This is a genomic window from Knoellia flava TL1 (assembly GCF_000768675.1).
GTDB classification, from domain to species: Bacteria; Actinomycetota; Actinomycetes; order Actinomycetales; family Dermatophilaceae; genus Knoellia; species Knoellia flava.
On the sequence record NZ_AVPI01000045.1, the window covers coordinates 108,771 to 132,588 of the forward strand.

The 23,818-nt window shown below is 72.6% G+C and carries 25 protein-coding genes; 18 read left to right on the forward strand and 7 right to left on the reverse strand.

The window, feature by feature from the left end; genetic code table 11:
• Window positions 1–162 precede the first annotated feature (162 nt).
• A complete protein-coding gene (locus tag N798_RS13295) occupies window positions 163–879 on the forward strand; it encodes a GNAT family N-acetyltransferase (protein ID WP_035949132.1) in 717 nt (238 codons plus the stop codon).
• Window positions 880–950: 71 nt separating this feature from the next.
• On the opposite strand, the gene N798_RS13300 is transcribed toward N798_RS13295, so the two are convergent.
• Window positions 951–1,586 carry an inorganic diphosphatase gene (locus N798_RS13300; RefSeq protein WP_035949134.1) on the reverse strand — a complete coding sequence of 212 codons (636 nt, stop codon included), beginning with the start codon at window positions 1,584–1,586 and terminating at the stop codon, window positions 951–953.
• Between the two features lie 91 nt (window positions 1,587–1,677).
• Here N798_RS13300 and N798_RS13305 point away from each other — a divergent pair, with 91 nt between their 5' ends.
• From N798_RS13305 to tilS, 3 genes are read left to right on the forward strand one after another with little or no spacing between them, the layout of a single operon-like run.
• A complete protein-coding gene (locus tag N798_RS13305; RefSeq protein WP_188450372.1) occupies window positions 1,678–3,126 on the forward strand; it encodes a D-alanyl-D-alanine carboxypeptidase/D-alanyl-D-alanine-endopeptidase in 1,449 nt (482 codons plus the stop codon).
• A 14-nt stretch (window positions 3,127–3,140) separates the two neighbouring features.
• On the forward strand, window positions 3,141–4,193 hold the full coding sequence (locus N798_RS13310) for a zinc-dependent metalloprotease (RefSeq protein WP_035949137.1): 1,053 nt from the start codon (window positions 3,141–3,143) through the stop codon (window positions 4,191–4,193).
• An 8-nt stretch (window positions 4,194–4,201) separates the two neighbouring features.
• Window positions 4,202–5,167: a tRNA lysidine(34) synthetase TilS gene (gene tilS / locus N798_RS13315; RefSeq protein WP_035949140.1), complete on the forward strand. Its 966-nt coding sequence runs from the start codon at window positions 4,202–4,204 to the stop codon at window positions 5,165–5,167.
• Between the two features lie 4 nt (window positions 5,168–5,171).
• Here the strand turns inward: tilS and N798_RS13320 are convergent, their stop codons facing one another.
• Both N798_RS13320 and N798_RS13325 read right to left on the reverse strand, forming a co-directional pair.
• Window positions 5,172–5,582: a hypothetical protein gene (locus N798_RS13320; protein WP_035949142.1), complete on the reverse strand. Its 411-nt coding sequence runs from the start codon at window positions 5,580–5,582 to the stop codon at window positions 5,172–5,174.
• A complete protein-coding gene (locus N798_RS13325; RefSeq protein ID WP_035949144.1) occupies window positions 5,579–6,283 on the reverse strand; it encodes an SDR family NAD(P)-dependent oxidoreductase in 705 nt (234 codons plus the stop codon). Before N798_RS13325 ends, N798_RS13320 begins: the two co-directional genes overlap by 4 nt.
• A 125-nt stretch (window positions 6,284–6,408) precedes the next feature.
• On the opposite strand from N798_RS13325, the gene hpt reads away from it, so the two are divergent.
• From hpt to N798_RS13355, 6 genes are all read left to right on the forward strand, one after another.
• Window positions 6,409–6,960 carry a hypoxanthine phosphoribosyltransferase gene (gene hpt / locus N798_RS13330; protein ID WP_198030754.1) on the forward strand — a complete coding sequence of 184 codons (552 nt, stop codon included), beginning with the start codon at window positions 6,409–6,411 and terminating at the stop codon, window positions 6,958–6,960.
• Between the two features lie 261 nt (window positions 6,961–7,221).
• On the forward strand, window positions 7,222–9,357 hold the full coding sequence (gene ftsH, locus N798_RS13335; RefSeq protein ID WP_035949148.1) for an ATP-dependent zinc metalloprotease FtsH: 2,136 nt from the start codon (window positions 7,222–7,224) through the stop codon (window positions 9,355–9,357).
• Window positions 9,358–9,370: 13 nt separating this feature from the next.
• Entirely contained in the window at window positions 9,371–9,982 is a 612-nt protein-coding gene (folE, locus tag N798_RS13340; RefSeq protein WP_035949297.1) for a GTP cyclohydrolase I FolE, read from the forward strand.
• Between the two features lie 10 nt (window positions 9,983–9,992).
• Window positions 9,993–10,841: a dihydropteroate synthase gene (gene folP, locus N798_RS13345; protein WP_035949150.1), complete on the forward strand. Its 849-nt coding sequence runs from the start codon at window positions 9,993–9,995 to the stop codon at window positions 10,839–10,841.
• Complete coding sequence (folK, locus tag N798_RS13350; RefSeq protein WP_035949152.1) at window positions 10,838–11,722, forward strand: 2-amino-4-hydroxy-6-hydroxymethyldihydropteridine diphosphokinase; 885 nt, start codon at window positions 10,838–10,840, stop codon at window positions 11,720–11,722. Before folP ends, folK begins: the two co-directional genes overlap by 4 nt.
• Window positions 11,719–12,177 (forward strand): DUF3180 domain-containing protein, encoded by a 459-nt coding sequence (locus N798_RS13355; protein WP_052117347.1) that lies wholly within the window; start codon window positions 11,719–11,721, stop codon window positions 12,175–12,177. Before folK ends, N798_RS13355 begins: the two co-directional genes overlap by 4 nt.
• A gap of 5 nt (window positions 12,178–12,182) precedes the next feature.
• Here N798_RS13355 and N798_RS13360 read toward each other — a convergent pair whose 3' ends face one another.
• The 3 genes from N798_RS13360 to N798_RS13370 form a co-directional block, all read right to left on the reverse strand.
• Window positions 12,183–13,373 carry an NADH-quinone oxidoreductase subunit D gene (locus N798_RS13360; protein ID WP_035949154.1) on the reverse strand — a complete coding sequence of 397 codons (1,191 nt, stop codon included), beginning with the start codon at window positions 13,371–13,373 and terminating at the stop codon, window positions 12,183–12,185.
• Window positions 13,366–14,316 (reverse strand): SAM-dependent methyltransferase, encoded by a 951-nt coding sequence (locus N798_RS13365; RefSeq protein WP_035949156.1) that lies wholly within the window; start codon window positions 14,314–14,316, stop codon window positions 13,366–13,368. Before N798_RS13365 ends, N798_RS13360 begins: the two co-directional genes overlap by 8 nt.
• 221 nt (window positions 14,317–14,537) lie before the next feature.
• The gene (locus N798_RS13370) at window positions 14,538–15,569 is read right to left on the reverse strand and encodes a hypothetical protein (protein ID WP_156971743.1); all 1,032 of its coding nucleotides are present in this window, start codon (window positions 15,567–15,569) and stop codon (window positions 14,538–14,540) included.
• A gap of 20 nt (window positions 15,570–15,589) precedes the next feature.
• Between N798_RS13370 and N798_RS13375 the strand changes: the two genes are divergently transcribed.
• From N798_RS13375 to nadC, 5 genes are read left to right on the forward strand one after another with little or no spacing between them, the layout of a single operon-like run.
• Window positions 15,590–16,495 carry a Rossmann-like and DUF2520 domain-containing protein gene (locus tag N798_RS13375; RefSeq protein ID WP_035949159.1) on the forward strand — a complete coding sequence of 302 codons (906 nt, stop codon included), beginning with the start codon at window positions 15,590–15,592 and terminating at the stop codon, window positions 16,493–16,495.
• Window positions 16,492–17,445: a pantoate--beta-alanine ligase gene (gene panC / locus N798_RS13380; RefSeq protein WP_268234559.1), complete on the forward strand. Its 954-nt coding sequence runs from the start codon at window positions 16,492–16,494 to the stop codon at window positions 17,443–17,445. Before N798_RS13375 ends, panC begins: the two co-directional genes overlap by 4 nt.
• 27 nt (window positions 17,446–17,472) lie before the next feature.
• Window positions 17,473–17,898, forward strand: a complete 426-nt coding sequence (gene panD / locus N798_RS13385) for an aspartate 1-decarboxylase (protein WP_035949161.1) — start codon at window positions 17,473–17,475, stop codon at window positions 17,896–17,898.
• A complete protein-coding gene (locus N798_RS13390; protein WP_084100698.1) occupies window positions 17,895–19,625 on the forward strand; it encodes an L-aspartate oxidase in 1,731 nt (576 codons plus the stop codon). The genes panD and N798_RS13390 overlap by 4 nt, the downstream gene beginning before the upstream one ends.
• Window positions 19,622–20,515, forward strand: a complete 894-nt coding sequence (nadC, locus tag N798_RS13395; RefSeq protein ID WP_035949162.1) for a carboxylating nicotinate-nucleotide diphosphorylase — start codon at window positions 19,622–19,624, stop codon at window positions 20,513–20,515. Before N798_RS13390 ends, nadC begins: the two co-directional genes overlap by 4 nt.
• A gap of 81 nt (window positions 20,516–20,596) precedes the next feature.
• Here the strand turns inward: nadC and N798_RS13400 are convergent, their stop codons facing one another.
• Entirely contained in the window at window positions 20,597–21,412 is an 816-nt protein-coding gene (locus N798_RS13400; protein WP_035949164.1) for a hypothetical protein, read from the reverse strand.
• A 41-nt stretch (window positions 21,413–21,453) separates the two neighbouring features.
• On the opposite strand from N798_RS13400, the gene N798_RS13405 reads away from it, so the two are divergent.
• The 3 genes from N798_RS13405 to N798_RS13415 are packed head-to-tail and all read left to right on the forward strand — an operon-like array spanning window position 21,454 to window position 23,815.
• Window positions 21,454–22,380 (forward strand): Ppx/GppA family phosphatase, encoded by a 927-nt coding sequence (locus tag N798_RS13405; protein WP_035949305.1) that lies wholly within the window; start codon window positions 21,454–21,456, stop codon window positions 22,378–22,380.
• A complete protein-coding gene (locus N798_RS13410) occupies window positions 22,380–23,207 on the forward strand; it encodes a sugar phosphate isomerase/epimerase family protein (protein WP_035949167.1) in 828 nt (275 codons plus the stop codon). Before N798_RS13405 ends, N798_RS13410 begins: the two co-directional genes overlap by 1 nt.
• Window positions 23,204–23,815, forward strand: coding sequence for a TetR/AcrR family transcriptional regulator (locus N798_RS13415; protein WP_035949169.1), 612 nt, complete (start codon window positions 23,204–23,206; stop codon window positions 23,813–23,815). Before N798_RS13410 ends, N798_RS13415 begins: the two co-directional genes overlap by 4 nt.
• Window positions 23,816–23,818 lie beyond the last annotated feature (3 nt).

Sequence of the window (23,818 nt, forward strand, 5' to 3'; positions counted from 1 at the left end):
CTGCCCACCTCCTCGCGAACGGTCCCGGCGAACCTAGCCCGATCCGGTGGAGGTTGTCCTGCGAACGGGGCGCAGGCCCACGCAAGGGACGGGCCGGCATACGGGCTTCGGTCTGTATGCCGGCCACGCACCGCCCACCTCGTCTCACCTAGGCTCCCGCGCATGGTGGACGTCAACGAGTTCGGCCTGCCCGTCGGCGCCCTGGTGCCGGGGTGGGAGGAGCGGCCCGCGCCGGGCGCAGTGGTGCTGGAGGGGCGCTACGTGCGGGTCGTCCCCCTCGACTCCGTGCACTACTCCGACCTCTTCGACGCGGTGTGCGGGCCGGAGGACGGCGGGCTCTGGACCTACCGGCCGATCCCGCGCCCGACGTCGCTCGCCGCGCTGTGGATGCACTTGGCGGCCGGCGTCGACGACCCTGCCGCGGTCGCCTTCGCCTTCGTGCCGCTCGAGGGCGAACGCGCGGGCCGGGCGACCGGGATCGCGCACTACACGCGCATCGACCCGCGCACCGGCCAGATCGAGGTCGCCGGAGTGCTCCACGGCGCGGGCCTTCAACGCACTCGCGCGGCCACGGAGGCGATCTCGCTGCTCATGCGGCACGCCTTCGACGACCTCGGCTACCGCCGCTTCGAGTGGAAGTGCGACAGCCTCAACGAGCCGTCGCGCCGCGCCGCCGCACGCCTCGGGTTCACCTACGAGGGGCGGTTCCGCAACCACATGGTCACGCAGGGGCGCAACCGCGACACCGACTGGTTCTCGGTGACGAGCGAGGAGTGGCCGGCTGTCCGCGCGCGGCACGAGGCGTGGCTCGACCCGGCGAACTTCGACGACGAGGGCCGCCAGCGCAGCCAACTCAGCCCTCGGACGGGTCGAGAGTAGAGAGAGTCCCGCCCCAGGTCGCTGGAGGCGGGACTCTCTCTACTCTCGACGGCTTCGCCGCCGCAAGGGCGTCAGTCGTTCGAGTCGCTGAGGGGCTTCTCCTTGGTGGCGAGCTCCTCCTTGGCCTTGGCGGCCGCGTGGGCGTGCTCCTCCTCGGTGCGGGCCGCGGAGGTCGCGTGCGCGGCGTCGTGGCCGGCCGGCATGCGCCAGCGGGCGGTCGAGACCCCGGCCTCCTTGGCGCGGGCGATCGCCTCGTTGACGGTGCGCTCCGCGTCCTCGCGGCCGGCCCAGTGGGCGCCCTCGACCGACTTGCCCGGCTCGAGGTCCTTGTAGGTCTCGAAGAAGTGCTGGATCTCGAGGCGGTCGAACTCGCTGATGTGCTCGAGCTCGGTGATGTGCGCCTTGCGCGGGTCGCCCGCGGGGATGCAGAGGATCTTGTCGTCGCCGCCGGCCTCGTCGCGCATGTGGAACATGCCGATGGGGCGCGCCCGCACGAGGCAGCCGGGCCAGGTCGGCTCGTCGAGCAGCACGAGCGCGTCGAGCGGGTCGCCGTCCTCGCCGAGGCTCTCCTCGACGTAGCCGTAGTCCGACGGGTAGGCCATCGACGTGAAGAGCATCCGGTCGAGCCGGATGCGCCCGGTCTCGTGGTCGACCTCGTACTTGTTGCGGTGACCCTTGGGGATCTCGATGGTGACGTCGAACTCCACGGTGGTGGCCTTCTTTCGGATGGGTATGGATGACCTACGCTCGGGGACCAGTGTCCCGTATGAGCGGAGGGGCGCCAACGAAAGGGGTCCGATGCGACGGGCGGTTGTGGCGGGGGTCACGCTCATCCTCCTCGGCGCCACCGGCTACGCGACCGCCGACGTCCTCGACGTCGCTCCCGGCATCCTCACCCGCGACGGTGCGACCGTCGCTCCTCCGACCCCCACGGGCTCCGCGACCGCCTCGCCGGCATGGGCCGCGCTGCCCAGCCCTGCGCCCTCGCCGACGTCGGCCTCGCCCAGCCCGTCGGCGACCGTCCCGCCGCCCTCCGGCGCCGCGCTCGCCAAGGCTCTCGGCGCCATCGTCAAGGACCCGTGGCTGGGTCCCAGCGTCGGCGTGAGCGTGCGCGACGGTGAGACCGGCGAAGAGCTGTATGCCGTCTCGCCGAGTGCCGCTCGCGCCCCCGCCTCGACGCTCAAGGTCCTCAGCGCCTTCGCCGTCACCTCGCACCTCGACCTCGACGCCCGCATGACGACGAAGGTCGTCACCGGCGCCACCCCGAGCGAGGTGGTCCTCGTCGCGGGAGGCGACACCCTCCTCGGCACGGGCGCGTCCGACCCCACGACGGTCGAGGGCCATGCCGGCGTCGCGACGCTGGCCGACGAGGTGGCGCGGTCGCTCGACGAGCGCGGCGCCGGAGCGGTGACCCTGCGGGTCGACGCGACCTATGCAGCGGGTCCTCGCTACCCCGCGACGTGGAAGAAGGAGGACATCGCCGCCGGCTTCACCCAGTCGGTGTCGATGCTCGACCTCGTCTCGCAGCGCGCAGGGGGCGGCAGGGCCGCACCGCCCGTACCCGAGGCCGGCGTCGCCGCCGCCCTCGCGAAAGCCCTCACCGCCCGCGGCCACGCGACGACGGTGGCGCCGCTCAGCGGCCACGGCACACCGGCCCCCGCTGGTGCCACCGAGCTCGGTGCCGTCGAGTCCGCGACCTACGCCGAGCACCTCGGCTTCGCCCTGCAGCACAGCGACAACGCCCTCACCGAGAACCTCGTCCGCCAGGCCATGGTCGCCGCGGGCGCGTCGCCCGCGGCGCCGCTCGGGCCGCCCCAGTTCGTCGTGAAGACCCTGGCCGACGCGGGCGTGCCGACGACGGGCCTGCGCCTGCTCGACACGAGCGGGCTGTCCCCGGGCCAGACCGCGACGGCGACCGTGATGGCCGACGTCCTGGCGCTCGCGACGAGCGGCAAGGACGACGACTTCCTCCGGGCGGTCGCGAGCCTGCCCGTGGCCGGGCTCAACGGGAGCCTCTCCGACCGCTACCGCGGCAAGGAGACCAAGGCCGTGGCCGGCATACCGAGGGCCAAGACCGGCACGCTCAAGGGGATCTCGAGCCTCGCCGGGACGACCGTGGACGCCGACGGGCACGTGCTCGTCTTCGCCGTCCTGGCCGATCGTGTGCCAGCCTCGTCGGGAACGCTGGGCGCACGCGCGGCGTTGGATCGCTTCGTCACCGCGCTCACCCTGTGCGGATGTCACTGAGCCGAGGAGGCCACGTGAGCAACAGCTACGTCGACTGGGAGTTCGCCAAGACCACCGGGCGGACGCTCGTCAACGCCGGACCGAGCGTGTCCGCCGACGAGGCCGCCGCCGAGGTGGGCGCGATCCGCGAGGCCGCCCGCAAGGCGCACGGCCCGGTCGCGGAGACCTCGCAGCTCCGCACGCCGGACGACGCGCCCGAGGCACTCGTCGTCGACCGCCCGACGTGGATCGCGATGAACGCCGACTCGATGGGCGCGATGCTCAACCCGGCGTTCGAGCAGATCCTCACCAAGCGCGGGCCCGAGGCCGCACCGAGCGGGCTCGGCGCCGCCATCGGCGGCAAGGTCACCGGTGCCGAGGCGGGTGCGCTGCTCGCCTTCATGTCGAGCAAGGTTCTCGGGCAGTACGACCTCGCCCCCGGCGGCACCCCTTCGCTCCTGCTCGTCGCCCCCAACCTGCTCCAGGTGCAGCGCGAGCTCGACGTGGACGCCGCCGACTTCCGCGCGTGGGTGTGCATGCACGAGGAGACCCACCGCGTGCAGTTCACCGCCGTGCCGTGGCTGCGCGACCACATGGTCGCCGAGGCGCGCACGCTCGCGACCGAGATGGCGCCCGACCAGGACCGTCTCCAGGAGCTGACGAAGACGCTGCGCGAGAAGCTGCCCGAGGCCTTCACGAGCGGGTCGAGCGGCATCACCGACCTCGTCATGACGGCCGAGCAGCGCGAGAAGCTCGCCGAGCTCACCGCCGTCATGTCGCTCCTCGAGGGCCACGCCGACGTCGTCATGGACGACGTGGGCCCGGCCCACATCCCCACGGTCTCCGAGATCCGCGCGAAGTTCACCGAGCGCCGCAAGGGAGCCGGGGCGCTCGACAAGCTGCTCCGCCGGCTCCTGGGGCTCGAGGCCAAGATGCGCCAGTACCGCGACGGCGCCGCCTTCGTCCGCGGTGTGCAGGAGCGTGTCGGCGTCGAGGGCTTCAACGCCGTCTGGACCTCGCCCGAGACGCTGCCGCGCCCGCTCGAGATCACCGACCCCGCTGCCTGGGTCACCCGCGTCCACGGCTGAACCTCCCCGTGAGTGGTCCGCACCCGTCGACGGCGACGATCCGGTATGCCGTCCGCTCGACGCTCGCGGACCTCGCACCCGGTGACGTCGTCCTCGTCGCGTGCAGCGGCGGGGGTGACTCGATGGCGCTCGCCGAGGCCGTCGCCCACGAGCAGCGGCACGCGTCCTGGCGCGGGGGAGCCGTCGTCGTCGACCACGGCCTGCAGCCCGGGTCCGACGACGTCGCGGCTCGCGCGGCCGGCTGGCTGCGCGACCTCGGTCTCGACCCGGTCCTCGTCGAGCGAGTCACGGTGTCCGACACCGGGTCCGGGCTGGAGGCGGCGGCGCGCGACGGCCGCCACGCGGCGCTCGACGCGGTCGCCGAGCGCGTCGGCGCGGCCGTCGTCCTCCTCGGCCACACCCTCGACGACCAGGCCGAGCAGGTGCTGCTCGGGCTCGTTCGCGGGTCCGGTGCCCGCTCCCTCGCCGGTATGCCGGCCGCCCGCGACCGCGTCCGCCGTCCCCTCCTCGGCGTGACCCGGGCGCAGTGCCGCGAGTCGTGCGAGGCCGAGGGCGTGCCGTGGTGGGACGACCCGATGAACGACGACCCGGCGTTCACGCGCGTGCGGGCCCGGCGTGCGGTCGCCGACCTCGAGGCGGACCTCGGGCCGGGCGTCGCGGCCAGCCTCGCCCGCTCGGCCGACCAGCTCCGGGAGGACGCCGACCTCCTCGACGCGCTCGCGGACTCGGCGGTGCGGGAGCTCGGTCCCGGCCCGTGGGCGGCCGCCGACCTCATGGCCCTGCCCCGACCTGTCCGCACCCGTGTGTGGCGCCGGCTCCTCGTCGCGGCAGGTGCGCCGGCGGGGCAGGTGGGCACACGGCATACGGAGGCCTGCGACGCACTGCTCACGCGGTGGCGAGGGCAGGGTCCACTCCACCTCCCGGGCGACCTGAGGGCCGTCCGCGCGGGTGGCACGGTCACGCTCTCGCACTGACCCGTCAGAGCGCGGCGACCGCCCCGGCCGCACCGACGACGGCGCCGATCAGCCTCAGCCGGTCGACGCCGAGGAGGCGGCGGACGAGCCCTTCGTCGTGACCCCTACCGAGGCGGCCGTGCAGCGGCGCGGCCCCGACGGCCGTGAGCAGCATCGACCACCCGGCGCCGGCTGCCGCGACGAGCGTTCCGATGCTCACAGGGCCCGCGAGCAGTGCCGCGGCGACGGCGGCCAGGAGCCCGACGTAGACGACGGCCACGACGGGCGTGATCCGGCGCGAGTGGGCGTCGTGCGCCCGGGCCCATCGCCCGGGCCCGACGTCGGCGAGCGCGGGATAGACGACGAGGGTGACGGTGAGCTGGAAGCCGAGGTGCGCGCCGCTGGCGAGGACGAGCCAGCTCGCCGCACCCGTCATCGGGGAGGCTTCCCGAACGCCTCCGCGGGGAGGTCGAGCTCACCGTCGGCGAGCGCGTCCACGATCCTCCGGGCGACGTCCTCGGGCCGGTGGCCGGTCGGAAGCCTCGGAGCCTGTCCGCTGAGGGGCCGGTCCGCGAGCCCGGTCTCGGTGTGTGGCGGGCGGATGTCGTGCACGTCGACCCGGGCCCGGCGGAGCTCGGTGCGCAGCGCGATGGCGACCGCGCTCATCGCGGCCTTGCTCGCCGAGTAGGCGACCATGCCGGGCAGCGGGCGCTCGGCGACGACCGCGCTGACGAGCGCGACGAAGCCGCGCGACTCCTCGAGCATCGGGAGCAGACGCCGGAGCAGGATGAGCGGTCCGACGACGTTGGTGAGGAAGAGCTCCTCGATGACCGCGTCGGGGGTGTCGACGAGCGGGCCGAAGGCGACGACCCCCGCCGCGTCGACGACGCCGTCGAGGCCGCCGAGGTGCTCGGTGGCGGCCTCGGCCACGCTCTCGCCGGCCGCGGCGTCGGCGATGTCCGTGACGACGACCGTCGGTGCACCGTCGAGCCCGACGTCCGCCAGGCGGCGGGCGTCCCGGCCCACGAGGAGCACCCGTGCGCCTCGTCCGGCCAGCTCGCGGGCGAGGAGCGAGCCGAGGGCGCCGCTCGCGCCGACGACGGCCACGCGTGCACCGGACAGGTCTCGAGCCGTCATGGCCCGACGATAGACCGGCACCGGGCCGCTGCCCGGGGACGGTGACGGGTCCCGGCTGTCCCTCGACCCCGCCCGTCCGGTTGACTGGCCCTGACGGACCGTCGACACGAGAGGGAGAAGGCACCGTGGACGCTGCCCACATGGGAGCAGACCTCGAGCGGGTCCTCGTCACCGAGGACGAGATCCAGACCAGGCTGGCCGAGCTGGCCGAGGAGATCGCGGCAGAGTACGCCGACAAGGACGTGCTCCTCGTGGGGGTGCTCAAGGGTGCGGTCATGGTCATGGCCGACCTCATGCGCGCCCTGCCGATCACCGCGCCGGTCGACTGGATGGCCGTCTCCTCCTACGGCTCGGGCACCAAGAGCTCGGGCGTCGTGCGGATCCTCAAGGACCTCGACACCGACATCTCGGGCAAGCACGTGCTCATCGTCGAGGACATCGTCGACTCCGGCCTCACGCTCTCGTGGATCCGGTCCAACCTCGAGTCGCGCAACCCCGCCTCGGTCGAGATCTGCACCCTGCTGCGCAAGCCCGACGCCGCCAAGGTCGAGGTCGACGTCAAGTGGGTCGGGTTCGACATCCCCAACGAGTTCGTCGTCGGCTACGGCCTCGACTACGCCGAGCAGTACCGCGGCCTGCGCCAGGTCGGCACGCTCGCCCCCCACGTCTACTCCTGACCCCAGCGGGACTGATTGCCCGTTCGCGCTCATCTCGAGAAGGCGCGGCTTCGGAAGGTCGGCGCGAACGGGCAATCAGTCACAGGTGCAGCCGCAAGGAGCCCGGAACACGCGGCATACGCCGGTCGTTGTTCGGTCGGACGCACCCGGGACCGGAAGGACCGTCACGGGTAGCGTGTGTACCCAGCCAGTGACGCGCGAGCGTGCACGGATGAGCTCGTTGATCAGGAGGACGTGGGGCCACCGGCCTCATTCACATTCATGGATGCCAAGCGTGTGTTCAAGGCCCCGTTGTTCTGGGTCCTGGCGGTCATCGCCATCACCGTCGTGATGTTCTCGTTGGGAGGGGACGGCGGCTACGCGACGATCGACACGGCCAAGGCCGAGAAGCTCATCACCGACAAGAAGGTCGACAAGGCCGAGCTCACGAGCGACAACGTCCTCAACCTCGACCTCAAGGCGGACTCGGCGTTCACCGACGAGAAGGCCAACATCTCCGGCGCCGACAAGGTGCGTGCCGAGTTCGTCGACGCCCGGGCCGAGTCCCTCGTCGAGCTCGTCAAGGCGAACCCGCCCACCGAGGGCTACAACGACAAGCGCGAGACCCAGAACCCGTTCTGGTCGCTGCTCATCAGCATCTTCCCGATCCTGCTGCTCGTCGGCCTCTTCTGGTTCATGATGAGCCAGGCCCAGGGCGGCGGCTCGCGCGTCATGCAGTTCGGCAAGTCCAAGGCCAAGCTCGCCACGAAGGACACCCCCAAGGTCACCTTCGACGACGTGGCCGGCGCCGACGAGGCGGTCCAGGAGCTCCACGAGATCAAGGAGTTCCTCTCCGACCCGGCGAAGTTCCTCGCGGTCGGGGCCAAGATCCCCAAGGGCGTCCTCCTCTACGGCCCGCCCGGCACGGGCAAGACCCTCCTCGCCCGCGCCGTCGCCGGTGAGGCCGGCGTGCCGTTCTACTCGATCTCGGGCTCGGACTTCGTCGAGATGTTCGTCGGTGTCGGTGCCTCCCGCGTCCGCGACCTCTTCGAGCAGGCCAAGGCCAACGCGCCCGCCATCGTCTTCGTCGACGAGATCGACGCCGTCGGCCGCCACCGTGGCGCCGGCCTCGGCGGCGGCCACGACGAGCGCGAGCAGACGCTCAACCAGCTGCTCGTCGAGATGGACGGCTTCGACGTCAAGACCAACGTCATCCTCATCGCGGCGACCAACCGCCCCGACATCCTCGACCCGGCCCTGCTGCGCCCGGGCCGCTTCGACCGCCAGATCGCCGTCGAGGCCCCCGACATGCTCGGCCGCCACCGCATCCTCGAGGTCCACTCGCAGGGCAAGCCGATGGCTCCCGGGGTCGACCTCCTCGCCGTGGCCCGTCGCACTCCCGGCTTCACCGGCGCCGACCTCGCCAACGTGCTCAACGAGGCCGCGCTGCTCACGGCCCGCACCGACCAGACGCTCATCGACGACGCCACGCTCGACGAGGCGATCGACCGCGTCATCGCCGGTCCGCAGAAGAAGACGCGGATCATGTCGGCCAAGGAGCGCAAGATCACGGCCTACCACGAGGGTGGGCACGCGCTCGTCGCCGCGGCGATGAACCACACCGACCCCGTCACCAAGGTGACGATCCTGCCCCGCGGCCGGGCGCTCGGCTACACGATGGTCATGCCCATCGACGACAAGTACTCGACGACGCGCAACGAGATCCTCGACCAGCTCGCCTACGCCCTCGGTGGCCGCGTCGCGGAGGAGATCATCTTCCACGACCCGACGACCGGTGCCGCCAACGACATCGAGAAGGCCACCGCGATGGCCCGCAAGATGGTCACCGAGTACGGCATGAGCGAGCGCGTCGGCGCCATCAAGCTCGGCCAGAGCCAGGGCGAGGTCTTCCTCGGCCGCGACATGGGCCACCAGCGCGACTACTCCGAGCGCATCGCCGGCATCGTCGACGAGGAGGTGCGCAACCTCATCGAGGCCGCCCACGACGAGGCGTGGCACGTCATCAACGACAACCGCCACATCCTCGACCGCCTCGTCCTCGAGCTCCTCGAGAAGGAGACGCTCAACCAGAAGGAGATCGCCGAGGTCTTCGAGGGCATCGTCAAGCGCCCGCTGCGCCCGACGTGGCTCTCGAGCGAGCACCGCGGCATCTCCGACCAGCCGCCGGTCCTCACGCCGGCCGAGCAGGTTGCGCTCAACGGCAGCGCCAACGGCCACGGCCCGTCCGGGGAGCCGCAGGGCGCCCACGTCAACGAGGGCGACCCGACGACGACCGCGGCCATCGACAAGGCGGCCACCGACGGCGCCCACCCGGCGGCCGCGGCCGCCGACGAGCACCCGCCGACCCAGGTGATCGAGGTTCCCGAGGGCCAGCGTGTCGACCCCGACGCCCACTGACGGCGGGTCGGCCGTGCCCGACACCAGCGACGAGAGCGACACCCTCCCCCCGCGCCAGGTCGACCACGACCGGGCGCGGCGGGCGGTGCGCGAGCTGCTCCTCGCGATCGGGGAGGACCCCGACCGCGAGGGCCTGCGCGACACCCCCGATCGCGTCGCGCGCGCCGCGACGCAGCTGTATGCCGGCCTGTCGCAGGACCCTGCCGACGTCCTGTCCGCGCGCTTCTCGATCGACCACGAGGAGCTCATCATCGTGCGCGACATCGAGATCTACTCGACGTGCGAGCACCACCTCCTGCCCTTCCACGGCGTGGCCCACGTCGGCTACATCCCGGCGCCGGACGGCACGGTGACCGGCCTGTCCAAGCTGGCCCGGCTCGTCGACGTCTTCGCCCGGCGCCCGCAGGTGCAGGAGCGCATCACGACCCAGGTCGCCGACGCGCTCGTCGAGCACCTCGGTGTCCAGGGAGTCATCGTCGTCATCGAGGCCGAGCACCTCTGCATGTCGATGCGCGGCGTCCACAAGCCGGGGTCGCGCACCATCACCTCCGCCGTGCGGGGGCAGCTGCGCGACCCGGCGACCCGGTCCGAGGCGATGTCGCTGCTCCTCGGCGGCAAGCGGTGAGCGGCACCCCGTGATCCCGCTCGTCGCCGGACCCCGGCCCCTGGTCATGGGGGTCGTCAACGTCACGCCCGACTCCTTCAGCGACGGCGGGGAGTGGTTCGAGCCCGAGGCGGCGATCGCCCACGGGCGTGAGCTGATCGCTGCCGGTGCCGACCTCATCGACGTCGGTGGCGAGTCCACCCGCCCCGGCGCCGAGCGGCCTGCTGTCGAGGAGGAGCTGCGCCGGGTCGTCCCCGTCGTGCGGGCGCTGGCGGCCGAGGGTGCCGTCATCTCCATCGACACGATGCGGGCCTGCGTCGCCGGTGCGGCGGTCGAGGCGGGCGCGGCGATCGTCAACGACGTGAGCGCAGGGCTCGCGGACGGTGACATGGCCGCGCTCGTGGCGCAGGCCGGCATACCGTTCATCGCGATGCACTGGCGCGGGCACAGCACCGACATGCAGTCGCGCGCCGTCTACGACGACGTCGTCGACGACGTGTGCCGTGAGCTGCGCCAGCGTGTGGAGGCGTTGCAGGAGAGCGGGATCCGCGCGGAGGACATCATCCTCGACCCCGGGTTCGGCTTCGCCAAGACGGCCGCGCACAACTGGGCCCTGCTGAACCGTCTCGACGAGGTCGTCGCACTCGGCCACCCGGTCCTCGTCGGCGCGTCGCGCAAGACCTTCCTCGGGCGCGTCGGCCAGCCGCCCGGCGCCGACCCGCGGCCACCGGCCGAGCGCGACCTGTCCACCGCGGTGACGTCGTTCCACGCGGCGCGCTGCGGTGCGTGGGCGGTGCGGGTGCACGACGTGGCCTCGACGACCGAAGCCCTCGACGTCGCCGACGCGCTGCGGACCAGCGGAACGGAGGAGGGCGCATGAGCGACCGGATCGTCCTCAAGGGCATCTCGGCCACGGGCCACCACGGAGTCCTCGACTTCGAGAAGCGCGACGGCCAGACCTTCGTCGTCGACGTCGCGATGGAGGTCGACCTCGGCCCGGCCGGCACGAGCGACGACCTCGACGACACCGTCAACTACGCCGAGGTGGCGGGCGACGTCGTCGCGCTCATCGAGGGGGAGTCGCTCGACCTCATCGAGGCCCTCGCCGACCGCATCGCCGCCAAGGTGCTCACCCGCCCGCTCGTCGAGTCGGTCGTCGTCACCGTGCACAAGCCACAGGCCCCGGTCGGGCACCCCTTCACCGACGTCGCGGTCACCGTCGAACGGCTGCGCGAGACCCCCGTCGTCATCGCCATCGGCTCCAACATGGGCGAGCCGCTCGAGACGATCCAGAACGCCGTCGGCGCCCTCTGGCTCGCGCTCGACCTCAGGTCGGCGTCGCGCGTCTACGAGACCGCGCCCGTGGGTGGCCCGGCCCAGTCGGCCTACCTCAACGCCGTCGTCGTCGGCACGACCTCGCTCTCGCCGCAACGGCTCCTGCGCACGCTCCAGGACATCGAGCTCGACCACGGCCGGGTCCGCAAGGAGCGGTGGGGGCCGCGCACGCTCGACCTCGACATCGTCCAGTACGGCGACCCCGTCTTCGACACCGACGTCCGCCTCACCACCGAGGCGCTCACCCTGCCGCACCCGCGCGCGCACGAGCGTGCCTTCGTCCTCGTCCCCTGGGCCGACGCCGACCCCGAGGCGGCGTTGCGCGTCGAGGGCCAGGTGCGACGGGTGGCAGACCTCGCCGCCGAGGTCGGCAGCGCCGGCGTCTCGCTCGGACCCGACGTCGACCTGCTGGAGGACGGGTGGTGAACCGTCACGGCGTGCGGGCACGCGTCGCGCTCCTCGTGGCCCTGACCGTCGGCGCCGCGTCCTGGCTCCTCTGGGGGCTCGTCACCGGCGGCGCCACGCTGGTGCCACGCCCCTCGTGGCTGGCGGCCGTGCTGCTGCTCGGGATGGCGGCGTTCGTCACCGGGTTCGCCTGGCCGGTGCGCTCCTACCTCGCCGGCCGCGCGACGAAGCGGCTCGACCCCATCCGCGCCGCCCGCGTCGTCGTCCTCGCGCAGGCGGCGACCCTCACCGGGGCGGCTGCCGCCGGCTGGTATGCCGGCCAGCTCGCCGTCGTCGCGAGCGACCTCTCGCTCGTGGCCAACCAGGACCGGCTGTGGAGGCTCGCGGTCCTCGTCGGTGCGGCGGTGCTGCTCGGCGCCGCCGGCCTGCTCGCCCAGTCGTGGTGTCGGGTCGACCCCCGCGACGACGACGACTGACTGGCCTACTTGTCGACGTCGCCGACGACGAAGAAGGTCGAGCCGAGGATCGCCACCATGTCGGAGACGAGGGTTCCGGGCAACAGCTCGGTGAGCACTTGGACGTTGTTGAACGACGCCGACCGCAGCTTGAGCCGCCACGGAGTCTTCTCCCCGCGTGAGACGAGGAAGTAGCCGTTGAACCCGAGCGGGTTCTCGGTGGCGACGTAGGTCTCGCCCTCCGGCACCTTGAGCACCTTGGGCAGCCGCTGGTTGACCGGCCCGGCCGCCAGCGACCCGAGCACCGAGAGGCAGTGCTCGACGAGGTCGAGGCTCACGTGCACCTGCTCCAGCAGTACCTCGAGGCGCGCGAGGCAGTCGCCGGCGGTGCGGGTCACGACCCGCCCGGGACCGTCCTCGCCGAAGAGCTCGGCGTAGGCGAGGTAGGGCGCGTCCCGCCGCAGGTCGACGTCGAGCCCGGAGGCGCGCGCGATGGGACCGGAGACGCCGTAGGCCTGCACCGTCTCGACGTCGAGGACCCCGACCCCGCGGGTGCGCGCGGTGAGGATCTCGTTGCCGACGAGCATCGACTCGAGGTCGGGCAGGCGCCGGCGCACGGCTTTGACCGCGTCGTCGACGCGACCCAGCCAGCCCGCGGGCACGTCCTCCTTGAGCCCGCCGACCCGGTTGAACATGTAGTGCATCCGCCCGCCCGACGCCTCCTCCATGACCGCCTGGAGCTCCTCGCGCTCACGGAAGGCATAGAAGACGGGCGTGATCGCCCCGAGCTCGAGCGGGTAGGACCCGAGGAACATGAGGTGCGACAGGACCCGGTTGAGCTCGGCGAGCATCGTCCGCAGCCACACGGCGCGCTCGGGGACCTCCATGCCGAGCATCTCCTCGACGGCGAGGACGACGCCGAGCTCGTTGCCGAAGGCGCTGAGCCAGTCGTGCCGGTTGGCGAGCACGACGATCTGTCGGTAGTCGCGGACCTCGAAGAGCTTCTCCGCTCCGCGGTGCATGTAGCCGATGATCGGCTCGGCCCGCACGATCCGCTCCCCGTCGAGGGTGAGACGCAGTCGCAGCACGCCGTGCGTCGCGGGGTGCTGCGGCCCGATGTTGAGCACCATGTCGGCCGTTGCGAGGCCACCGGCGCCAACGGCGACGGTCGTCATCTGCGTCGACGCGCTCGTGGGCGCCCTCGTCGGCTCAGGCATGGCCCCGAGTATGCCGCGTCATCGCCCAGTGGAACCCGCCGAGCCCGCGCGCGTCGGTGAGGGCCGCCACCGTGGACGACCGACCCAGCGCCCGCACGTAGCCGAGCGGGTCCGTCGTCGCCATGGCATGGTCCGGCGTGGCAGCCATGAACCCGAGCCGGTGGAGCACCTCGCGCTGGGTGACGACCTCGTCGGCCCGGAGCGAGTCGGTCGCGACGTGCGCCGTGAGATCGCGTCGTCCGTCCGGCACCACCTCGGTCACCTGTCCCTCCCTGTATGCCGTGAGCGTGCCGTGCGCGGGTCGCGTCGCCCGCGTGTGGCCGTAGTCCACGGCGACGGTGAGGCCAGAAGCGCTGCGGCACACCAGCTCCCGCCACGCGAGGTCACGTGCGAGCCCGACCTCGACCCGGTCGCCCGGCGTCACGGCCGGCCACCAGGCGCCTACCCACGCGCGGTCGTCGCCGCCGAGCTCGGCGCCCAGTGACTCGGTGCCGTCGTCGTCGACGAGCACCTCGCGCAGCACCCCGTCGTCGTCGACCTCGGCCACGGTGCACGGCACGACGTCGAGCCACTCGTGGGCGAGGACGAGGGCGTCGAGGTCGCGCAGGTCGTCGGGCAGCGCAGAGCCGCCGGGGGAGCGCAGCCACGTGACGGGGTCCGGCAGCCCGCCCGGGCGCTCGACGACGTCGACCCCGACGAGCTCGAGGTCCGGGCGCGCGTCGTGGAGGTGCCCGAGCAGCTCGCCGCGCCCGCACGCCAGGTCGACGACACGGCATACGCCGGCGTCGTCCGCGAGGCGACCCACGACCTCGGCGAGGACGGCACCGAGGGGACCGTGCGCCGAGGTCGTGAAGTGACCCGCCGGGCCCTCGGCGCGGCGGTAGAAGCCGTGGGGCCCGTAGAGCGCGTCCCACCACGCGTCACGCCAGGGTCGAGGGCTCACCCCCGCAACCTACGGCAGCAAAAGCGTTCGCGTCCCGAGCAGTCCGACGGCACACTCGATGCAGTGAAACCCCTCACCAGGAACGAACGACCCCGACGCCCGCGAGCAGTTCGTCGAGCGGCGGGTCGCCGGGCTCCGCGAGCGGTCCGCGAGGTTCGTCGCGCAGGTCTGAGGATCCCCACTCCCGCCTTGTGTGCCTGAGCGGAACTCAGGGCTTCCGCTCAGGCACACAAGGCAGCGAGGCCGAGGTTCCGCAGGTCGGCAGCGAGCTGGAACGGCTCGTCCCGGATCTCGCGTGCCGTCGCCCTGACGACGATCCGGCCCGGCGTCGTGAGGCCGCGCTGGCGTTGGATGTCGCCCTCCCAGTGCTCGACCTCCATGTGGAATGCGCCGTCGACCTCCAGGACGAGCACCTCTCCGGTCGGCAGCGTCCACTCGCAGTCGGTGTAGCGCCACCGGCCCGAAGAGTCCTGACGGCGCCGTTGCCGGGCCGGAACGGGAAGGCCGAAGTCGGTGCACATGCGCTTCACGTCGACCTCGGCAACCGACTGGGCACCACCCTCGAACTCGGTCAGCAGCAGTCTGAACCGCGGAGCTCGGCGCAGCGGCTTCATTCGCTCCATCTGTGTCCTGAGCGCGGCAGGGGTCGTGAGCCGCTGCTGCACGACGGCGGCAAGCAAGCCCTGAGCCGTGCGCCAGTTGGGCTCATGGGCGGCGCAGAGCAGAGCCGCCGGCTCTACCCGCGCAAGGGGCAGATCGCGACCCGTTGTGCGCCAAACCTCGAGAGGGCGCCGGGTCCGGAACCAGTCGATGCCGTCGAGCGGCGCGAGGTGCTCCTCGTCATCAACGAGGATCGTGATGCGCTCTCGGCGCCAGTTCCTGAGCCCGTGGTGCTCCAGTGCCGTGTAGCCGCCGACAATCGCCGGAGGCCCGGCATGCAGAACTCCGAGCCAGGCCTGCTGCTCCCGGGTCAGCGCACCGGTGAAGGTGCTGACGACGACCGAGCTCCGTGCCGACCACCTCCTCGCGGTCAGCTGGGCGTCGACGTGCTTCCGCGTGAAGCCAGCGACGCGAAGCTGTCGACGAGCCACGAGACCGGCCTGGGCATCGGCGAACGCGAGAACCTTCGGCGGAAGCGGCTTCATGCGCCGATCGTGTCGGTCATTGCGATCGTGACCGTGGAGTTCTCCACAGCCACGCCCACACCTCGGCCTTGTGTGCCTGAGCGGAACCTTGGGCTTCCGCTGAGGCACACAAGGCATAGGTTGGCTGCGTGAATGGAGGCGAGCACCCCGCGCGGCTGTCGGTCGGCATCATCGGGGCCGGTCGCGTCGGGGCCGTCCTCGGTGCCGCCCTCGCCCGCGCGGGGCACCGGATCCAGGCCGCGTATGCCGTGAGCGCCGAGAGCCGCGAACGTGCCGGCGCGCTCCTGCCGGGAGTGCCGCTCAAGGAGATCCCCGACGTCATCGACGGAGCCGACCTCGTGCTCCTCGCCGTGCCCGACGACGCGCTGCCCGAGCTGGTGGCGGGGCTGGCGGCCACGGAGACGTGGCAGGCGGGCCAGATCGTCATCCACACGAGTGGCCGGTTCGGCGCCGACGTCCTGCGGCCCGCGATGTCCGCGCACATCCTGCCGGTCGCGATCCACCCGGCGATGACCTTCACCGGGACGGCGCTCGACCTCGGACGGCTCGAGGAGTGCGCCTTCGGGGTCACCGGTCCGGACGCCCTGCGACCCATGGCCGAGGCGCTCGTCGTCGAGATGGGCGGCGAGCCGGTGTGGGTCGCCGAGGACCAGCGGGCGGCCTACCACGCGGCCCTGGCGCACGGCTCGAACCACCTCGTCACCCTTGTCGCACAGGCGATGGAGGTGCTCGCGGCCGCCGGCGTCGAGCAGCCGCGCAGCGTCCTCGGACCGCTCGCTCGGGCCGCGCTCGACAACGCCCTGCGGCTGGGTGACGCAGCCCTCACCGGACCGGTCGCCCGCGGCGATGTGAGTACCGTGGGCACGCACCTGCGCGAGCTCGACCGGATCTCGCCCGAGATCAGGGCGACCTACGTCGCCCTGGCCCGTGCCACCGCGGTGCGCGCTCTCGAGAGCGGGCGGCTCCGGCCGTCGGCCGCAGAGCCCTTGCTCGACACCCTCGCCGACCCGGAGCCCCAGGAGCCGACACCGTGACCGACAGCGCCACCTCCACCGTGACGTCCGCGGCGACCCCGGTCGTCGCGAGCACGCGCGACGAGATGCGGGCCGCGCGCGCCGCCCTCCCGGGCAGCGACGTCGCGGTCGTCATGACGATGGGCGCGCTCCACGAGGGGCACGCCGAGCTCATCCGCGAGGCCCGTCGCGCGGCCGAGCACGTCATCCTCACGATCTTCCTCAACCCACTGCAGTTCGGGCCCAAGGAGGACCTCTCCCGCTACCCGCGCACCTTTGACGACGACATGCGGATCGCGACCGCCGAGGGCGTCGACATCGTCTTCGCGCCGACCCCCGACGTCGTCTACCCCGACGGCGACCCCGGCGTCCGCATCTCCGCCGGCCCGCTCGGCGACGTCCTCGAGGGCAAGTCGCGCCCCGGCCACTTCGACGGCGTCGTCACGGTCGTCGGCAAGCTGCTCCACCTCACCGGCGCCCGCCGGGCGTTCTTCGGCCAGAAGGACGCCCAGCAGCTCCTCCTCATCCGCCGGATGGTGCGCGACCTCGACTTCCCCGTCGAGGTCGTCTCGGTGCCGACCGTGCGCGAGGAGGACGGGCTCGCCCTGAGCAGCCGCAACACCTACCTCACGCCGTCGGACCGGGAGGTCGCGCTCTGCCTGAGCCGCGCGCTCGCCGCGGGAGCCGACCAGGCGGCATACGGTCCGTCCGCGGTGCGCCGCGCGGCCCGCGAGGTGCTCGTCGAGGAGCCGCTCGCGCTCGTCGACTACCTCGTCCTCGTCCACCCGAGCACCCTCCAGGACGTGCCCGAGTGGTACCGCGGCGAGGCGCTGCTCGCCGTCGCCGCCCGCGTCGGCACGACCCGGCTCATCGACAACACGCCGATCCTCCTCGGACCGGGCGGTGGCAGACTCGACGTGTTCTCGCAGCCCGACTCCGGCAGCATCCCCGCCCGACCGGCCGCCGGCTGACCGGCACCTCGACCAGGAGCCCCACCCATGTACCGCTACATGCTGCACAGCAAGATCCACCGTGCCACCGTCACCCAGGCCGACCTGCACTACGTCGGCTCGCTGACGATCGACATGGACCTCATGGACGCGGCCGACCTCCTGCCGGGGCAGCAGGTCGACGTCGTCGACGTCGACAACGGCAACCGGCTCACGACCTACGCCATCGAGGGTGAGCGCGGCTCGGGCATCCTCTGCATCAACGGCGCGGCGGCCCGGCTCATCAGCCCCGGCGACACCGTCATCATCATCGCCTACGCCTCGATGTCCGACGAGGACGCGCGCGCCCACGACCCGCACGTCGTCTTCGTCGACAAGGACAACAAGATCGTCGAGGTCGGCGACGACGGCGGCGACGTCCCCGAGGGCTACGGCCTCATGACGTCGGCCGTGACGAAGCGCTCGCACGGGTGACCGCACCCGAGGTGCGGATCCCGCGGGCGCTCGCGGCGCCGGCACCCGGCTGGACGACGTCGGCCGACGTCATCGTCGTCGGCTCCGGCATCGCCGGGCTCACCTGCGCGCTCCGGCTGCGCGAGCGCGTCGACCGCGTCCTGCTCGTCACCAAGACCGTCCTCGACGAGGGGTCGACGGCGTGGGCGCAGGGCGGCATCGCCGCCGCGCTCCACCCGGAGGACTCGCCCGAGGAGCACCTCGAGGACACCCTCGTCGCCGGCGTCGGGCTCTGCGACCGCGAGGCCGTCGAGGCGCTGGTGACCGAGGGGCCGCGCCGGGTGCGTGAGCTCGTCGCCCTCGGTGCCGAGTTCGACCTCGACGCCGAGGGCGAGATCAAGCTGACCCGTGAGGGTGGGCACCACCGCGACCGTATCGCGCACGCCGGTGGCGACGCGACCGGGCGTGAGATCTCGCGGGCCCTCATCGCGGCGCTCCACCGCGTCATCGACGACCCCGGCATCGAGGTCGTCGAGCACGCGCTCGTCGTCGACCTGCTCCAGGAGGGCGATGTCCCGGACGGTTCCGGCGAGGGCGAGCCAGGCACAGGCGCGCCCGTCGTCGGCGTGACGCTCCACGTCATCGGCGAGGGCCAGCTCGACGGGGTCGGCGCGGCCTACGCCCGCGCGGTCGTCCTCGCCACCGGCGGCCTCGGCCAGATCTACACGTCGACGACGAACCCGCCCGTCGCGACCGGTGACGGCATGGCCGCCGCGCTGCGCGCCGGCGCCCGGGTGACCGACCTCGAGTTCATCCAGTTCCACCCCACCGTGCTCTTCCTCGGCGAGGGCTCGACCGGCCAGCAGCCGCTCATCTCCGAGGCCGTGCGCGGCGAGGGCGCCTTCCTCGTCGACGCCTCGGGCCGGCGGATCATGGAGGGGCGGCACGAGCTCGCCGACCTCGCCCCGCGCGACGTCGTCGCCCGCGCCATCCTCGAGACGATGCGCGAGCAGGGCACCGACCACGTCTTCCTCGACGCCCGCCACCTCGGCGCGGACTTCCTCGAGGAGCGCTTCCCGTCGATCGTCGCGTCGTGCCGGTCGCTGGGCTTCGACCCCGCGACCGACCTGCTGCCGGTCGCGCCGGCCCAGCACTACGCCTCCGGTGGCATCGAGACCGACCTGCACGGGCGCACCTCGCTGCCCGGCCTCTATGCTTGCGGCGAGTGCTCGTGCACCGGCGTCCACGGCGCCAACCGCCTCGCCTCCAACAGCCTCCTCGAGGGCCTCGTCTTCGCGAGCCGCATCGCTTCCGACATCCCCGCTCGTATCGCCGCCGGCGAGCTGCCCGAGGTGGTCGTGCCGGCGGTGCCGGCGCACGCCGGCGGTGAGGCGGGGGAGGGCGCGCTGCTCGACAGCTCGCAGCGCCTCACCGTGCAGCGCACGATGACCGCCGGCTCCGGTCCCGTGCGCTCGGCGGGGTCGACGACCGAGACCGCAGCCGAGCTCGCCCGTCTCGCCGCGTTGCCGCCGTCGACGGCCGCGCCCGGCCCGAGGACGTGGGAGACGACGAACCTGCTCCACCTCGGCCAGGTCCTCACCGAGCTGGCCCGCCGTCGCGAGGAGACGCGGGGCGGCCACGTGCGTAGCGACTTCCCCGACCGCGACGACGCCCACTGGCTGCGCCGACAGAGCGTCGTCGTCGCACGCGACCGATCTCTCACCGCGACCGAACGGAGTATGCCGTGAGCTCGCCCTCGCGTCCCGACCTCGCCTTCCCCGAGGCCGACGCCCGACGTGTCGTCACCGTGGCCCTCGACGAGGACCTCGGTGGACCCGACGGCGTCGACGTGACGACGACCGCCACCATCCCTGAGGACCAGCGCACCGAGGCCGGCGTCGTCGCCCGTGAGTCCGGTGTCGTCGCCGGTGTCGAGGTCATCGCCCTCACCCTCGACGAGGTCGCACGACGGCTGGGGACCGAGCCCGTCTCGGTGCGGCTCGTCGCCCACGACGGCGACCCTGTCGAGCGCGGCGACGTCGTGGCCGAGCTGTCCGGCTCGACCCGGGCGACGCTCGTCGCCGAGCGCACCCTCCTCAACATCATCAGCCGGCTGTCAGGCGTCGCGACGCACACCGCTCGCTGGGCCGACGCGCTCGCGGGATCGGGAGCCATGGTCCTCGACACCCGCAAGACGACCCCGGGGCTGCGGGCGCTCGAGAAGTTCGCCGTGCGCGCCGGCGGAGGCACCAACAAGCGCATGGGCCTGCACGACGTCGCCATGATCAAGGACAACCACAAGCTCGCAGCGGGGAGTCTCGCCGCGGCATACGCCGCCGTGCGCGAGCACTTCCCCGAGGTGCCGGTCCAGGTCGAGGTGACGACGACCGAGGAGGCCCTCGAGTCCGTGGCCGCCGGCGCGCGGTTCCTGCTCTGCGACAACATGTCGACCGACCTGCTGCGTGCGACGGTCGAGGCGGTGCGCGCGACCGGCGAGGACGTCGAGATCGAGGCGACCGGCGGTCTCACGCTCGAGGTGGCGGCCGACTATGCCGCGACCGGCGTCGACTACCTCAGCGTGGGCGCACTCACGCACTCGTCCCCGATCCTCGACCTCGCCCTCGACCTGCGCACCTAACTCACCAATTCCTTCCGTTCGGTACGGGGTAGGTCCTGTACCGAACGGGAGGAATTGGTGAGTTGTGCACGCCCGGGGGTGTCAGTGGCCCTTGCGCAGTGTGGGGTGGTCGGCCTCGACCGTCGCCGGGTGGACGAAGAGCGGGAGCAGCCGTCGTGACGCCGGGGTCCGCACGGCCTTGACCGCGGCGAGGTGCGCCTCGCACCTGACGACGAGCTCGTCGTAGGCCTCCTGCCCCATGAGCTCGACGAGCTCGGCGCGGTTGCTGCGGTAGACCGGCTCGGCACCGACGTGGGCCTGCGGGTTGCCCGAGCAGTACCAGTCGAGGTCGTGCCCACCCGGACCCCAGCCGCGCCGGTCGTACTCGCCGATCGACACCTCGAGGTAGCTCGTGTCGTCGGGGTTCTCGACGGTGCGGAAGGTGCGCCGGATCGGCAGCTGCCAGCAGACGTCCGGCTTCTGCGTGTGCGGCGGCTCGCCGGTGAGCACGGCGTGCTGGTGCAGCGCGCACCCGGCGCCGGCGGGGAAGCCGGGCCGGTTGAGGAAGATGCACGCCCCGTCGACGACCTTCGTCTTGCGCGCGCCGTCCTCGAGCTCGGTCCAGTGCGAGACCTTGGCCGGGTTCTTGCGGTCGGGGCGCAGCTGCCACTCGTCCTCACCGAGCTGCTCGACGACGGCGGCGACGCGGGCGAGGTCGTCGTCGTCGGAGAAGTGCGCGCCGAGGGTGCAGCACCCGTCGTCGGGCCTGTCGGCATAGATGCCCTCGCATCCGGACCCGAAGATGCAGGTCCACCGAGAGGTGAGCCAGGTGATGTCGCACCGGAAGCGCTGACCCGGGTCGGCGGGGTCCGGGAACTCGACCCAGGTGCGAGGGATGTCCAGCGGGGTCTCGGCCACCGGGTCACCCTATGCCGCCGCGCGCCGACTACCGTGGACCCATGCGGCTCGGGGTCATCGACGTGGGATCCAACACCGTGCACCTCCTCGTCGTCGACGCCCACACCGGCGCCCAGCCGCTGCCCGCGAGCTCGCACAAGCGCGAGCTGCGCCTCTCGGAGCACGTCACCGACGACGGCTCGATCGACGACACCGGCCGCGACCAGCTCGCTGAGTTCGTCGCCGAGTGCCTCACCGTCGCCGAGGACCAGGGCGTCGAGGAACTCATGGGCTTCGTCACGAGCGCGATCCGCGAGGCGCCGAACGGCGACGACGTCCTCGCGGACGTCAAGGACCGCACGGGCGTCGTGCTCGAGGTGCTCTCTGGCGAGGACGAGGCCCGGCTCACCTTCCTTGCGGCGCGACGCTGGTTCGGCTGGTCCGCGGGGACGCTGCTCGTCGCCGACATCGGCGGTGGCTCGCTCGAGATCGGGCAGGGCATGGACGAGGAGCCCGACATCGCGATCTCGCTGCCGCTCGGCGCCGGCCGCGTCACCCGCGACCACCTCCCCGGGGACCCGCCCAGTGAGGCTGCCGTCCGCGCTGCCCGCAAGCACGTGCGCGCCGCGATCGCGCGCGAGCTGCGGCCGCTCGCCAAGGCAGGCTCACCGGACCGGGTCGTCGGCACCTCGAAGACGATGCGCTCCCTCGCCCGGATCACGGGTGCCGCACCGAGCGCCGAGGGCATGTATGCCGTCCGCCACCTCGAGCGCGACGCTCTCGACGCGATCCTGCCCCGGATCGCGAGCATGCCTGCGGCAGAGCGCAGCTCGCTCCCCGGCGTCTCCACCTCGCGAGCCCGGCAGCTGCTCGCCGGCGGCCTCGTCGTGTCCGCAACGATGGACCTGCTCGGGGTCGACCGGCTCGAGATCTGCCCCTGGGCCCTGCGCGAGGGGATCATCCTGCGCCGGCTCGACGGAATGCACTGATGGCGAGCGGCGATGCCGTGCGGGTGCCGGACATCCCGGTGGCCCTCTCCACCGCGTCCGTCTACCCGGAGAACTGCGCGGCCGCCTTCCAGCACGCCTCGCGACTCGGCTACGACGCCGTCGAGGTCATGGTCTGGACCGACCCGGTGACCCAGGAGGCGGGTGCGCTGCGCGCGCTGGCCGAGCTGCACGGCATACGCATCGTCTCGGTCCACGCACCGACGCTGCTCATCAGCCAGCGCATCTTCGGCGTCGAGCCGTGGGGCAAGATCGACCGCTCGCTCGAGCTCGCCCACGACCTCGGCGCCGAGACGGTCGTGCTGCACCCGCCGTTCCGCTGGCAGAAGGACTACGCCCGCGACTTCGCCGACGGCATCGCCACGCGCGAGCACGAGTCGGGCATCACCCTCGCCGTCGAGAACATGTATCCGTGGCGGGTCCGCGGTCGCGAGATCGAGGCCTACCTGCCGCACTGGGACCCGGTGCCGCAGCCCTACGACCACGTGACGCTCGACCTGTCGCACACCGCCACCGCCGGCTCGGACGCGCTCGCCATGGTCGAGGCCCTCGGGCCGAGACTGAAGCACCTGCACCTCGCCGACGGCGCCGGCTCGATGAGGGACGAGCACCTCGTGCCGGGCCACGGCAACCAGCCCTGCGGACAGGTGCTGGATGCCCTGGTGCACAACGGGTTCGACGGATCGGTCGTCGTCGAGATCTCGACGCGGCGGCTCACCGGCGAGCAGCGTGAGATCGCCCTGGCCGAGTCCCTCGCCTTCTGCCGGCTGCACCTCGCCGGCGCCCTCGAGGCCGAGGAGGAGGCATGAGCCCCCGCGGCCGCCGCCCCGGCGGCGAGGACACGCGCTCGGCGATCGTCGCCGCCGCGCGGACCGAGTTCGCGCAGCGCGGCTACGACGGCACCTCGTTGCGGGCCGTCGCCCGCGAGGCGGGAGTCGACCCCAAGCTCGTGCACCACTACTTCGACGGCAAGTCCGAGCTCTTCGTCGAGGTCATGGCCTTCCCCGCCAACCCCGCCGTCCTCGTCGAGCGGATCGCGGCCGCCCCTCGCAGCGAGCTCGGGGCCACCCTCGCGCGAGTCTTCCTCGCCGTATGGGACTCACCGGAGGGGCGCGAGCGGTTCGCCGCGATGTTCGCCGCGGCCGCCGCGCACGAGGAGCACGCCCGCATGGTGCGCGAGTTCGTCGGCCGCGAGGTGCTCCACCGGGTCGTCGACACCGTGCGGGAGTCCGGCGCGCCCGAGAGGGAGGGGGAGTCGCTCGAAGTGCGGGTCGCGCTCGGCGCCGCCCAGCTCATCGGCACGGGCCTGCTTCGCTACGTCGTCAAGGTGCCGGCCGTCGCCGACGCGTCGGTCGACGAGCTCGTCGCCCTCCTCGGCCCGAGCCTGCAGCACCACCTCGTCCCGCCCACCGACTGACTC

Coding starts and splice junctions, on each gene's coding strand:
- N798_RS13410 (WP_035949167.1), top strand. CDS start 22,380: ATGGCGAGCGGCGATGCCGTGCGGGTGCCGGACATCCCGGTGGCCCTC.
- N798_RS13320 (WP_035949142.1), bottom strand. CDS start 5,582: ATGACGGGTGCGGCGAGCTGGCTCGTCCTCGCCAGCGGCGCGCACCTC.
- panD (WP_035949161.1), top strand. CDS start 17,473: ATGTACCGCTACATGCTGCACAGCAAGATCCACCGTGCCACCGTCACC.
- ftsH (WP_035949148.1), top strand. CDS start 7,222: ATGGATGCCAAGCGTGTGTTCAAGGCCCCGTTGTTCTGGGTCCTGGCG.
- N798_RS13325 (WP_035949144.1), bottom strand. CDS start 6,283: ATGACGGCTCGAGACCTGTCCGGTGCACGCGTGGCCGTCGTCGGCGCG.
- folK (WP_035949152.1), top strand. CDS start 10,838: ATGAGCGACCGGATCGTCCTCAAGGGCATCTCGGCCACGGGCCACCAC.
- N798_RS13415 (WP_035949169.1), top strand. CDS start 23,204: ATGAGCCCCCGCGGCCGCCGCCCCGGCGGCGAGGACACGCGCTCGGCG.
- N798_RS13360 (WP_035949154.1), bottom strand. CDS start 13,373: ATGCCTGAGCCGACGAGGGCGCCCACGAGCGCGTCGACGCAGATGACG.
- N798_RS13295 (WP_035949132.1), top strand. CDS start 163: ATGGTGGACGTCAACGAGTTCGGCCTGCCCGTCGGCGCCCTGGTGCCG.
- N798_RS13305 (WP_188450372.1), top strand. CDS start 1,678: ATGCGACGGGCGGTTGTGGCGGGGGTCACGCTCATCCTCCTCGGCGCC.
- N798_RS13405 (WP_035949305.1), top strand. CDS start 21,454: ATGCGGCTCGGGGTCATCGACGTGGGATCCAACACCGTGCACCTCCTC.